The 12,940-nt window shown below is 68.7% G+C and carries 6 protein-coding genes and 4 pseudogenes; all 10 read left to right on the plus strand.

Going from position 1 to position 12,940, the window contains the following annotated elements; genetic code table 11:
- A pseudogene (locus AD428_RS14020) lies at positions 1 to 1,371 on the plus strand (penicillin-binding transpeptidase domain-containing protein); the annotation flags it as partial.
- A gap of 52 nt (positions 1,372 to 1,423) precedes the next feature.
- Positions 1,424 to 3,736: an ATP-dependent Clp protease ATP-binding subunit ClpA gene (gene clpA, locus AD428_RS14025; protein ID WP_053245592.1), complete on the plus strand. Its 2,313-nt coding sequence runs from the start codon at positions 1,424 to 1,426 to the stop codon at positions 3,734 to 3,736.
- Positions 3,737 to 3,752: 16 nt separating this feature from the next.
- Complete coding sequence (locus AD428_RS14030) at positions 3,753 to 5,102, plus strand: paraquat-inducible protein A (protein ID WP_082308406.1); 1,350 nt, start codon at positions 3,753 to 3,755, stop codon at positions 5,100 to 5,102.
- Positions 5,103 to 5,136: 34 nt separating this feature from the next.
- Entirely contained in the window at positions 5,137 to 6,801 is a 1,665-nt protein-coding gene (locus AD428_RS14035) for an intermembrane transport protein PqiB (RefSeq protein ID WP_053245593.1), read from the plus strand.
- A 4-nt stretch (positions 6,802 to 6,805) separates the two neighbouring features.
- Entirely contained in the window at positions 6,806 to 7,423 is a 618-nt protein-coding gene (locus tag AD428_RS14040) for a PqiC family protein (RefSeq protein ID WP_053245594.1), read from the plus strand.
- A 123-nt stretch (positions 7,424 to 7,546) separates the two neighbouring features.
- Positions 7,547 to 9,606: pseudogene (locus AD428_RS27955) on the plus strand (proline dehydrogenase family protein); the annotation flags it as partial.
- 30 nt (positions 9,607 to 9,636) lie between these two features.
- A pseudogene (locus tag AD428_RS27960) lies at positions 9,637 to 10,617 on the plus strand (amidase); the annotation flags it as partial.
- A gap of 57 nt (positions 10,618 to 10,674) precedes the next feature.
- On the plus strand, positions 10,675 to 11,586 hold the full coding sequence (locus tag AD428_RS14050; RefSeq protein WP_053244416.1) for a LysR family transcriptional regulator: 912 nt from the start codon (positions 10,675 to 10,677) through the stop codon (positions 11,584 to 11,586).
- 104 nt (positions 11,587 to 11,690) lie between these two features.
- Complete coding sequence (locus tag AD428_RS14055; protein WP_053244417.1) at positions 11,691 to 12,497, plus strand: putative hydro-lyase; 807 nt, start codon at positions 11,691 to 11,693, stop codon at positions 12,495 to 12,497.
- A 226-nt stretch (positions 12,498 to 12,723) separates the two neighbouring features.
- Positions 12,724 to 12,940: pseudogene (locus AD428_RS14060) on the plus strand (ABC transporter substrate-binding protein); the annotation flags it as partial.

The following is a 12,940-nucleotide window of genomic DNA, read 5'->3' on the forward strand; positions in this document are numbered from 1 at the left end:
CAGGACGCGGCGGCCGGCCGCGCCGGCGGCGGCCGGGCCTCGTGCGCTCGACGCTGGACGCCGACACGCAATCGGCGGTGGAGCGCATGCTGCTGGACCGCGTGGACGGCCTGCCGCCCAAAGTGTCGATGGCGGTGCTCGTCATGGACAACGACAGCCTCGAGGTCAAGGCGTATGCCGGATCGGCCGATTTTTCCGACGCCAGCCGCTATGCCTACGTGGACATGGTGCGTGCGGTGCGCTCGCCCGGCTCTACGCTCAAGCCCTTCCTGTATGCGCAGGCGCTGGACCAGGGGCTGATCCATTCCGAAAGCCTGCTTATCGACGCGCCGCTGTCTTTCGGCGGCTACGCCCCGGGCAACTTCCAGGCGGCGTTTTCGGGGCCGGTAAGCGTGGCGCAGGCGCTGCAGCGTTCGCTGAACGTGCCGGCGGTCGATCTGCTGGACCGCGTCGGGCCCGCCAGTTTCGCATCGGTTATGCTGGCGGGAGGCGTGCGGCTGCGCCTGCCGGCGGGCGCCAGTCCCAACCTGAGCTTGATTTTGGGCGGGGCCGGCGCCACATTGGAAGAACTGGTGGGTGCCTACCGCGCGCTGGCCCGCGGCGGCATTTCGGGGCGACCCCGGCTGCGGCCGGGCGACCCCCGGATCGAGTCCCGTATGATGAGCGCGGGCGCGGCCTGGATCGTGCGCGATATCCTGGAAGGCGGCGGGCATCCCGACCGGCCTTTCTACGAATCGGGCAGTCCGGGGCGCAGGCTGGCCTGGAAGACCGGCACCAGTTTTGGTTTCCGCGACGCCTGGGCGGTCGGAGTGACCGACAGGTGGACGATCGGGGTCTGGGTGGGCCGTCCCGACGGCACGCCGAATCCCGGCTTCTTCGGCGCCAACGTCGCGGCGCCGCTTCTGCAGGACATCGTGGCCGCGCTGCCGCAAGGCCCGGCGCCCCGCGCCAGGCCCCGAAACGGTGCAGGCGGTGGTGACCTGCTGGCCCCTGGGCTACCGGCTGGGCAGCGTTCCGTCCGGCCGGTGCCCGGAGCAGCGCGCCGCCTGGGCCCTGAACGATACGGTGCCGCCGTCGTTTCCCGGCTATGCCGACGCCTCGCGCGGTCCGCTGCGCCTGGCCGGACTGGCTGACGGTTCGGTGCTGCGCCCGGTGCCCGGCCGCCGCCAGGTGGCGGTGGACGTGCAGGCGGAAGGCGCGGCGGGTGAAGTATGGTGGATGCTGGACGGGCGTGTGGTGGATCGCCGACAGGCGGATCATCCGTTTAATCTGGTGCTCGGGCGCGACGGCAGGTATACGCTTACCGTCATGGATGGACAGGGCCGCCACGACAGCGTGGTTTTTGAAATCGCTGGCGTTACGCCCCGATAGGCATAGAATATGAATCGTGTATTTGACCGCTTCGATGCGTTACGGAGGAAGCGTGATTTCTCAAGAGCTTGAAGTCAGCCTGCATATGGCTTTCGTCGAGGCCCGTTCGGCCCGGCATGAATTCATCACTGTCGAGCACCTGCTGCTGTCGCTGCTCGACAATGCTTCGGCTGTCGAGGTTCTGCGCGCTTGCGCCGCCAACCTCGATGACCTGCGCCGCAATCTCCGCCAGTTCGTGTCCGAGAACACGCCCGTGATCCCGAGCGGCGCGGAGGTCGATACGCAGCCCACGCTGGGTTTCCAGCGCGTGATCCAGCGCGCCATCATGCACGTCTCGGCGGGCGGCACCGGCAAGAAGCCGGTCACAGGCGCCAACGTGCTGGTGGCGATCTTCGGCGAGAAGGATTCGCATGCCGTGTACTACCTGCAGCAGCAGGGCGTCACGCGCCTGGACGTGGTGAATTTCCTTTCCCACGGCATTACCAAACAGCCGCAGGTGGAGTCTCCCGCCGTGCAGAAAGAGCAGCAGACCAATGGCGAAGAGCAGGGCGACGCGCGACAGTCGCCGCTGGACCAGTACGCCACCGATCTCAACGCCGCCGCGCTGGCCGGACGCATCGATCCGCTGATCGGGCGCGAGCACGAGGTCGAGCGCGTGATCCAGGTGCTGTGCCGGCGCCGCAAGAACAATCCGCTGCTGGTCGGCGAGGCCGGCGTGGGCAAGACCGCCATCGCCGAGGGCCTGGCCTGGCGCATCACGCGCGGCGAGGTGCCCGAGATCCTGCAGGCCGCCCAGGTTTATGCGCTGGACATGGGCGCGCTGCTGGCCGGCACCAAGTACCGTGGCGACTTCGAGCAGCGCCTGAAGGCCGTGCTCAAGCAGATCCGCGGCAATCCCGACGCCATCCTGTTCATCGACGAGATTCACACGCTGATCGGGGCGGGTTCGGCCTCGGGCGGCACGCTGGACGCGTCCAACCTGCTCAAGCCGGCGCTGTCTTCCGGCCAGCTCAAGTGCATCGGCGCCACCACGTACACCGAATACCGCGGCGTGTTCGAGAAAGACCACGCGCTGTCGCGGCGCTTCCAGAAGATCGACGTGGCCGAGCCCAGCGTCGAGCAGACCGTGCAGATCCTGCGCGGCCTGAAGAGCCGCTTCGAGGAGCACCACAACGTGCGCTACTCGTCGGCCGCGCTGTCGGCGGCTGCCGAGCTGTCGGCGCGCTACATCAACGACCGCCACCTGCCCGACAAGGCCATCGACGTGATCGACGAGGCCGGCGCCGCGCAGCGCCTGCTGCCGCGTTCGCGCCAGAAGAAGGTCATCGGCAAGACCGACATCGAGAACATCGTCTCCAAGATCGCGCGCATCCCGCCGCAGTCCGTCTCCAACGACGACCGCAGCAAGCTCGCCACGCTGGAGCGCGACCTCAAGACCGTGGTCTTCGGCCAGGACCAGGCCATCGAGGCGCTGGCCGCGGCCATCAAGATGGCGCGTTCCGGCCTGGGCAAGCCCGAGAAACCCATCGGCGCCTTCCTGTTCTCCGGCCCCACGGGCGTGGGCAAGACCGAGGTCGCCCGCCAGCTTGCCTTCACGATGGGCGTGGAGCTGCTGCGCTTCGACATGTCCGAATACATGGAACGCCACGCAGTGTCGCGCCTGATCGGCGCGCCTCCCGGGTATGTCGGCTTCGACCAGGGCGGCCTGCTCACCGAAGCCATCACCAAGCAGCCGCACTGCGTGCTCCTGCTCGACGAAATCGAGAAGGCGCACCCGGACGTGTTCAATATCCTGCTGCAGGTCATGGACCACGGCACGCTCACCGACAACAACGGCCGCAAGGCGGATTTCCGCAACGTCATCCTCATCATGACGACCAACGCGGGCGCGGAAACGCTCAACCGCCCGAGCATCGGCTTTGCCAACACGCGCGTGGTGGGCGACGAAATGGCGGAAATCCGCCGCATGTTCACGCCCGAGTTCCGCAACCGCCTGGACGCCATCATCCCGTTCGCGCCGCTGGACCGCGAAATCATCCTGCGCGTGGTGGACAAGTTCCTCATGCAGCTCGAAGACCAGCTCCACGAGCGCCGCGTCGAGGCCATCTTCACCACCCGCCTGCGCGAGCACCTGGCCAAGGAAGGGTTCGATCCGCTCATGGGCGCGCGCCCGATGCAGCGGCTCATCCAGGACACCATCCGCCGGGCGCTGGCCGACGAACTGCTGTTCGGCCGGCTGGTCGACGGCGGCGCGGTGACGGTGGACCTGGACGAGGAGGGCAAGGTCAAGCTGGAGTTCGACGAGAACGGCAAGCCGCCCGCCTCGGACGCGCCCGACCGGCAGGAAGTCGAGCTGATCGACTGACGCCGGTCCGCCTTGCATGCATAACGGCGCGCGGCAGGAGGCGCGGACCTCCCCGGAAGCGGGCACCGAACCGCTCATCGAGTGCGAGCTTTGCGGCAGCGTGTACCGCCGGCGCGAGCTCGCGCCGCGCGAAACGGCCAGTTGCTCGCGCTGCGGCTCCACGCTGTGGCGCTACAGCGGGCTGACGCTCTCCAACTGGCTGGCGCTGGCGCTGACGGCCCTGATCGTCTTCGGCATCGCCAACGCCTATCCCGTGGCTTTCATGTCGGTGCAGGGCATGACGCAGCAGGCGTCCATGCTCGATGCCGTCATCATCACCTGGCGCCAGGGGCACTGGGTGGTGGCGCTCATGACCGGCCTGGCGGGCTTCGGCCTGCCGCTGCTGCAGCTGGCGGTGCTGCTCTGGGTGATCGGCCCGCTGGCGGCCGGGCGCGAACCGCCGGCCTTCCGCCAGGCGATGCGCGTGCTGGGCCTGCTGCGCCCCTGGTGCATGGTGCCCGTTTTCCTGCTGGGCGTGCTGGTGTCGGTGGTGAAGCTGGCCGGCATGGCGTCGGTGTCGCCCGGCATGGGCCTGGCCGGATTCGGCCTGCTCACCGTGCTGCTCACTATGCTGGGCAGGCTGTCCCCTCATGTGATCTGGCGGTACGCCGAAAGCGCGGGCGTGGTGCCGGTGCACGTGCCGCGCGCGGGGCCGGACGTGGTGCTGGCCGGCTGCCATGTGTGCGGCCAGGTGCAGGCGCTGCCGCGCGATGCCGACCCCGAGGAAACCCACGCCTGCGTGCGCTGCCATGCCGTGGTCCATTACCGCAAGCCCGATCACCTTGCGCGGAGCTGGGCGCTGCTGATCGCCGCCGCCATCTTCTACATTCCGGCCAACGTGCTGCCCGTGATGCAGATCCGCTCGCTGCTGGGCGACAGCGGCCACACCATCCTGGGCGGGGTGGTGGAGCTCTGGGAAACCGGCTCGTGGGACATCGCGCTCATCGTCTTCATTGCCAGCGTGGCCGTGCCGCTGACCAAGCTGCTTGCCATGGCCCTGCTGCTGCTTACCCAGCAATGGGGCAGCGCCACCAGCCTGCGCCCGCGCACGCGGCTCTATCAGTTGGTCGAATTCATCGGGCAATGGTCCATGCTGGACGTGTTCGTCGTCATCCTGCTGGCCGCCCTGGCCGATTTCCAGGGACTGATGGCCATCAGCGCGGGGGCGGGCGCGGCCGCCTTCGGCCTGGTGGTCATTCTCACCATGCTGTCGGCCATGAGCTTCGATCTGCGGCGCAGCTGGGACCTGGAGCGGCAAGGTGAAATAGAATCACCGTCATCGAATTTCGCGGCCCGCGCTGCGGCGGCCGGGGAACCCGCCGGCTGAAGCCGCCCACCTTCGCGCGGAAAAAAGGAAAAGAATGTCCGATCAAGTCCCAGGCTCCGGGGAATCCGACTACGCAACACCCACTGTCACGCGCAAGCGCCAGAACCGCATTTCGTGGATCTGGCTCGTGCCCGTGGTGGCGGCGCTCATGGGCCTGTCGCTGGTGGTGCGCACCTGGCTGCAGGCCGGGCCCGAGATTTCCATTTCCTTCAATACCGCCGAAGGCCTGGAGGTGGGCAAGACCCAGCTCCGCTACAAGGACGTGAACGTCGGCACGGTGCAATCGATCGGCTTCAACGAAGACCGCAGCAAGGTGGTGGTCAAGGCCGAGCTGGCCAAGGAAGTCGCCGACCTGGCGCGCGAGGGCACCAATTTCTGGGTGGTGCGGCCGCGCCTGGGCGTGAGCGGGGTGTCGGGCCTGGGCACCCTGTTGTCGGGCGCCTACATCGGCGTGGACGCGCCGGAGGGCGGCAACGGGCAGAAAAAAGCCACCAAGTTCGAGTTCGAGGGCCTGGAAACGCCGCCCGCCGTCACTCATGACCGCGCCGGCAAGCGTTTCCGGCTCAAGGCGGAAGACCTGGGCTCGCTCGACGTGGGCTCCCCGGTGTATTTCCGCCGCATCACCGTGGGGCGCGTCATCGGCTACGAACTGGACAAGACCGGCGGCGCCGTGAACGTGGAGGTGTTCGTGGACGCGCCCAACGACCAATTCGTCACCAGCGGCACGCGCTTCTGGAACGCCAGCGGGGTGGACTTCAGCGTCAACGCCGACGGCCTGAAAGTGCGCACGCAGTCGCTGGTGTCCATGGCCGTGGGCGGCGTGGCGTTCGAGCCCGTCTACACGGCGCGCGGCGCCGACCAGCCGGCCCCGCCCGACGCCGAGTTCCAGCTCTACGGCACCGAGGCGCAGGCCAAGGCCAACCCCGACGCCGAGCGTTTCGACATCCGCATGCGGTTCGACCAGTCGATCCGCGGCCTGGCGGTGGGCGCGCCGGTGGACTTCAGCGGCATCACGCTGGGCAACGTCACTGCCATCAACCTGGACTTCGACGACAAGGCCAAGCGGTTCTATTCGGTGGTGGACGCCACGCTCTATCCGGAGCGCCTGGGCCGCGTGTTCGAGGAAGTGCGCAAGCGCGCCGAGCGCGACGGCGACGTCGCGGGCAACCGGCTGCTGGCGGGCATGATCGGCCACGGCCTGCGCGCCCAGTTGCGCACCGCCAACCTGCTGACCGGCCAGCTCTTCGTGAGCCTGGACGTGTTCCCCAACGCCAAGCCGGTGGAGTTCAAGCCGTCCACGCCGGCCGTGATCCCGACCGTGCCCGGCAACCTCGACCAGCTCCAGCAGCAGGTCAGCAACATCGTCGCCAAGATCGAAAAGATTCCCTTCGACAAGATCGGCGAAGACTTGCGCGCCACGCTGTCCAGCACGTCCCGCCTCATGAACCGCCTGGACAAGCAGGTGGCGCCGCAGGCGCAGGCCGTGTTCCGTCAGGCCAAGGAATCGCTGGCGCAGATCAATGCGCTGGTTTCGCCCGACGGCTCGCTGCCGGTCAATGCCGAGCGCGCCATGCAGGAGCTGGGCCGGGCGGCCCGTTCGCTGCGCGCGCTGGCCGACTTCCTGCAATCCAACCCCGAGGCGCTGCTGCGCGGCCGAGGGGAAGACCCCATCCCCGGCGCCGGGCCGGTGAGGAACTGAGCCGATGAAATTTCCTTCCGTCCGAACCGCCCTGGCCGGCGCCGCCCTGGCAGCCGCGCTGGCGGGCTGCTCGTCTTCGGCGCCGCCGCGCTATTACACCCTGTCCGTTCCGGCGGCCGACGCCGCACCCCGCGTGCAGGCGGGGTATCTCATCGACGTGCTGCCGGTCAGCGTGCCCGCGCAGGCCGACCAGCCGCAACTCATGGTGCGCACGGAGGAGGGCTCGGTGGCCGCCCTGTACGGCGAACGCTGGGCCGCGCCGCTGGCCGAGGAGATCCGCGACGCCCTGTCCGACGCGCTCAAGCGCGACCTGGGCGCGCTGGACGTGCGTACCGTGAAGCCGGCCGCTAACGCGCCCGTCTGGCGGGTGCAGGCCGATGTGCAGGGCTTCGACCTGGTGGCCGGCAGCCGGGCGCAACTGGACGCCACCTGGCGCGTCCGGCCGCTCAACACGGCGGGCGAGGGGCGGCTCTGCCGCAGCCTGGTGGTCGAGAACGTGGACGGCGAAGGCGCGCCGGCCCTGGTGGCCGCCATCCGCGGCGGGACGGAAGACGCGGGCTCTTCCGTGCGCACGCTGGGCTGCACGGCCCTGCCGCGCGCCCAGGGTGAAAACCCCGCGTGATCTCAACCAGTTAACCCTAGGGTTAACCGCAATACAAACCCGGTTGCAACCTGACTAGCATACGGTCGTACCCACCGGCCGTCCGGCCGGCGATCTCCGTCATGCGACAGGAAGCAATCTCTTATGGCCAGCACGACCCTAGGCGTCAAAGTCGATGACGCGCTGCGCGATCGCCTGAAGGCGGCGGCGCAAAAGCTCAACTGCACGCCGCACTGGCTGCACAAGCAAGCCATTCTTTCCTATCTGGACCGGATCGAGCGGGGGCACCTGCCCGCCGAGATGTCGCACCTGGCCGGCGAAGACGCGCGGACGAGGAGCACGGCGAGGCGGCCGCCGTCCAGGTGCCGCCTTTCTACGAATTCGGCCAGGACGTGCAGCCCCAGTCGGTGCTGCGCGCGGCCATCACCGCCGCCTACCGCCGCCCCGAACCCGAGTGCGTGCCGCTGCTGCTGGGCCAGGCGCGGGTGCCCAATCCCGACAAGGTGCACGCCATGGCGGCCGGCCTGGTGCGCAAGCTGCGCGGCAAGCGCGGCGGCGGCGGCGTCGAAGGGCTGATCCAGGAGTTTTCGCTGTCCAGCCAGGAAGGCGTGGCGCTGATGTGTCTGGCCGAAGCCCTGCTGCGCATTCCCGACCGCGCCACGCGCGATGCGCTCATCCGCGACAAGATCGCCCGTGGCGACTGGAAATCGCATATGGGCGGGTCGCAGTCGCTGTTCGTCAACGCGGCGACCTGGGGCCTGATGATCACCGGCAAGCTGGTGGCGGTGAGCAGCGAGCAGTCGCTGTCCAAGGCGCTGACGCGCCTCATCGGCAAGGGCGGCGAGCCGCTGGTGCGCAAAGGCGTGAATATCGCGATGCGCATGATGGGCGAGCAGTTCGTGTCGGGCCAGACCATTTCCGAGGCGCTGGCCAACAACCGCAAGATGGAGGCGAGGGGCTTCCGCTACTCCTACGACATGCTGGGCGAAGCGGCCACCACGGCGGAGGACGCCGAGCGCTATTACGCCTCGTACGAACAGGCCATCCACGCCATCGGCAAGGCCGCGGCGGGCCGCGGCATCTACGAAGGCCCCGGCATTTCCATCAAGCTCTCGGCCCTGCATCCGCGCTATTCGCGCGCCCAGCGCGAGCGCGTCATGGCCGAGCTGCTGCCGCGCGTGAAGGCGCTGACCGTGCTGGCGCGCAGCTACGACATCGGCCTGAACATCGACGCCGAGGAGGCCGATCGGCTGGAAATCTCGCTGGACCTGCTGGAAGCGCTCTGTTTCGAGCCCGAGCTCGAAGGCTGGAACGGGATCGGCTTCGTGATCCAGGCCTATCAGAAGCGCGCGCCCTTCGTCATCGACTACGTGGTGGACCTGGCGCGCCGCAGCCGCCACCGCATCATGGTGCGCCTGGTGAAGGGCGCCTACTGGGATACGGAAATCAAGCGCGCCCAGGTCGACGGCCTGGAGGGCTATCCCGTCTACACGCGCAAGGTGTACACCGACGTGGCCTACCTGGCCTGCGCGCGCAAGCTGCTCGCGGCGCCGGACGCGGTCTATCCGCAGTTCGCCACGCACAATGCCTACACGCTCTCCGCCATCTACCAGCTGGCGGGCCAGAACTACTACCCGGGCCAGTACGAGTTCCAGTGCCTGCACGGCATGGGCGAGCCCCTGTACGACGAAGTGGTGGGGCCGGCGGCGCAGGGCAAGCTGAACCGGCCGTGCCGCATCTACGCGCCGGTGGGTACGCACGAGACGCTGCTGGCCTACCTGGTGCGCCGGCTGCTGGAAAACGGCGCCAACACGTCCTTCGTCAACCTCATCGGCGACGAGAGCATTCCGGTGGAGCAACTGGTGGCCGACCCGGTCGAGGTCGCCTCGCGCATCGCGCCGCTGGGCGCGCCGCACGAGAAGATTCCGCTGCCGCGCGAGCTTTACGGCAATCCGCAGCAGGGCGCGCGCGCCAATTCCGCGGGCCTGGACCTCAGCAACGAGCACCGGCTGGGTTCGCTGTCGGCCGCGCTGCAGGCCAGCGCGGCACGCCCTGGCGCGCCATGCCCCATGCTGGGCGAAGGCGAGGCGCCCTGGGACCCGGCGCGCGCCGTCGAGGTGCGCAACCCCGCCAACGTGCGCGACGTGGTGGGCCACGTGATCGAGGCCACCTCCGGAGAGGCCCAGGCCGCGCTGCGGGCGGCCGGCGCGGTGCTGCTGGCGCAAACCAACATGACGGAGTTCGCCTATTCGGGGCTGGGCATCAATCCCCATTACGGTACGCCGCTCAACCCCTGGGACCGCGCCACCGGCCGCATTCCGGGCGGCTCGTCCTCGGGCGCGGCAGTGTCGGTGAGCGACGGCATGGCCGTGGCCGGCATTGGCTCGGACACCGGCGGCTCGGTGCGCATCCCGTCGGCGCTGTGCGGCCTGGCGGGCTTCAAGCCCAGCGCCTGGCGCGTGTCCATGGCGGGCGTGCTGCCGCTGTCGGCCAACCTGGATTCCATCGGCCCCATCGCGCCTACGGTGCGGTGCTGCGCGGCGCTGGACGCCATTATCTCCGGCGACAACGCGCCCGCGCCCGAGCCCGCGCAGCTGCGCGGGCTGCGGCTGGCGGTGCCTACCACGCTGGCGCTGGACGCCATGGACAATCACGTGGCCGACAGCTTCCGCCAGACGCTCGCACGCCTGTCGGCGGCCGGCGCGCTGGTCGAGGAAATCGCAGTGCCCGAGTTCGCCGCGCTGGCCGGCATCAACGCCAAGGGCGGATTCACCGCTGCCGAAGCCTGGGCCTGGCACCGCGACCTCATCGCCCGGGCGGGCGGCCGCTACGACCCGCGCGTGGTGTCGCGCATCCTGCGCGGCAAGGACATGAGCGCGGCCGACTATCTCGACCTGCTGGATGCGCGCGAAGCCTGGGTGGCGGCGGTGGACCGGCGCATTGCCGGCTACGATGCCCTGGTGCTGCCCACCGTGCCCATCGTGGCGCCGCCGGTGGCCGACCTGGCCGCCAGCGACGAGGCCTATTACGCGGCCAACGGCCTCATCCTGCGCAATCCCACGCTCATCAACTTCCTGGACGGCTGCGCGCTGTCGGTGCCTTGCCACGCGCCCGGCAGCGCGCCGGTGGGCCTGATGATCGCGGGCAGCAACGGCGCGGACCGCCGCATCCTGGCCGTCGGGATGGCGGTGGAGGATCTGTACGCCGGCCGCTGAGCCCGGCCGGACGCGGCGGCGCTAAGATGGCGGCTTCGACCGCCACGGAACGACCGCATGATCGACCTGCGCAATATCGAGACGTTTTTCTGGGTGGCCACGCTGGGCGGCTTCCGCGCCGCGGCCGAGAAGCTCAGCGCCACCCAGCCCGCCATCTCGCAGCGCATCGCTTCGCTCGAATCCGACCTGGGCGTCAAGCTGTTCGAGCGCGACGTGCGGGGCATCTCGCTCACCGCCAAGGGGCGCGAGCTGCTGTCGCACGCCGAGCGCATGCTGCAGCTGCGCGGCGACATGCTGGAGGCCGCCCGCGCCAAGAGCGTCATGAGCGGCACCTTGCGGCTCGGCGTGTCGGAAACCATCGTGCACACCTGGCTCGCGCACCTCATGGAGTACCTGCACGAAGCCTACCCCGCGCTCATGGTGGAAATCCAGGTCGACACCACCACGGCGCTCAAGTCGCTGCTGAATTCGCGCCAGATCGACCTCGCGTTCCTGCTGGGCCCGATGGAAGAGCCGCGTATCGAGAACGTATATCTCTGCCAGTATCCCCTGAGCTGGCTGGCCAGCCCCAAGCTCAAGGTGGGGCGCGCGCCGATTCCGCTCAAGCGGCTCGCGCAGTGGCCGGTCATTACCTATTCTTCCACCACCGAACCCCACCGCGCCGTGCGCACGCTGCTGCAGCAGGCCGGCGTGGAATCGCCGCGCATGTACGGCAGCTCGGCGCTCAGCGTGATCGTGCGCATGGCGATCGACGGCATTGGCACGGCCGTCATCGCGCCGGTCATTCTCGGCACGGAGCTGACGCAGGGGCAGTTGCGCGTGCTGGACGTCAAGGCGCCCGAGCTGCCGCCGCTCTATTACACGGCGTGCTGGATGCAGGGGCCGGACAGCGCGATTCCGCGCACCGTGGCCCGGGCCGCGCAGCAGATCGCCAAGGCCGAGGCGCGGCGCCATCCGGCAAAACCCTGATAAGAAATTCTGATCGGGGCATATCGCAAGATGTGATTAGACGCAGGGCGCGACCTGCGGTGCAATGTGCGCACTCGACGATCAGATTCAGGGGGAAGTACGGCATGTCCAAGACCGGCGCGTCCATCAACAGCGTCGAACTCGCGCGCAAGGCGCGGCTCGACGCCCGCAGCGGCAAATGGACCGGGCCCACGGCCAACCTCGCGCCCGGCCACGTCCAGGCCAACCTGGCCATTCTTCCGCAGGCGCTGGCCGCGGATTTCCTGCTGTTCTGCCAGCGCAATCCCAAGCCGTGTCCGCTGCTCGCGATGTCCGAGCCCGGCAATCCGGCGCTGCCCGAACTGGGCCGGGACATCGACATCCGCACCGACCTCCCGCGCTACCGCGTCTGGAAGAACGGGGAGCTGGTGGCCGAGCCGGCCGATGTGCGCGAATACTGGCGCGACGACCTGGTGTCGTTCCTGATCGGCTGTTCCTTCTCTTTCGAGGAGGCCATGCTGGACAACGGCCTGCCGGTGCGCCACATCGAGCAGGGCTGCAACGTGCCCATGTACCGCACCAGCATCGCCACGCAGCCGGCGGGCGTGTTCAGCGGCCAGCTCGTGGTGTCGATGCGGCCGCTCAAGGCGGCCGACGCCATCCGGGCCATCCAGGTCACGTCGCGCTTTCCGTCGGTCCACGGCGCGCCGGTGCATCTCGGCGACCCCTCGCTAATCGGAATTGCCGATATCGCCAAGCCGGATTATGGTGATCCGGTCGAGATCCGCGATGGCGAGCTGCCCGTGTTCTGGGCTTGCGGGGTGACGCCGCAGTCCGTGGTGGCGGCGGTGCGCCCGGAGTTCTGCATTACCCACGCGCCGGGGCACATGCTCGTCACGGATCTCGTGAACAGCCGCATGGCGGTGCTTTGATTCACGGCCCGCCGCGGGCGAAACCCGCGGCGGGCCGGAAAACGGTTGTGCCTGCAAAACGATCCAGAAAAGGACAAGGGGAACAAGGGCGACAACATTTCCGGGCCATGGCCTCCCGACTTCGCGGCGAGGGGCCGCGCGGGCCCGTTTCCGGAAGTTCCGCACGGGGTCCGCATCCCGCGCAGAGCAGTGCGTTTCAGTGTTGGATTTTTCCAGGAGTGTCGTAATGAAAATGAAGCTCGTCGCGGGCGTGGCCGCGGGTCTGGCAATGCTGGCCGCGGTGTCCGCCCATGCACAGGACAAAACCGTGCGCATCGGCGCCATCTATCCGCTTTCCGGCGCGCTGGCTTCGACCGGCGCCGAGATCAAGGCGGCGGTGGAGCTGGCCGTGGACATCATCAACAACCCGCATCCCGAACTGGAAGGCATACCGCTGGCGGCCG

Source organism: Achromobacter sp. DMS1, assembly GCF_001270295.1.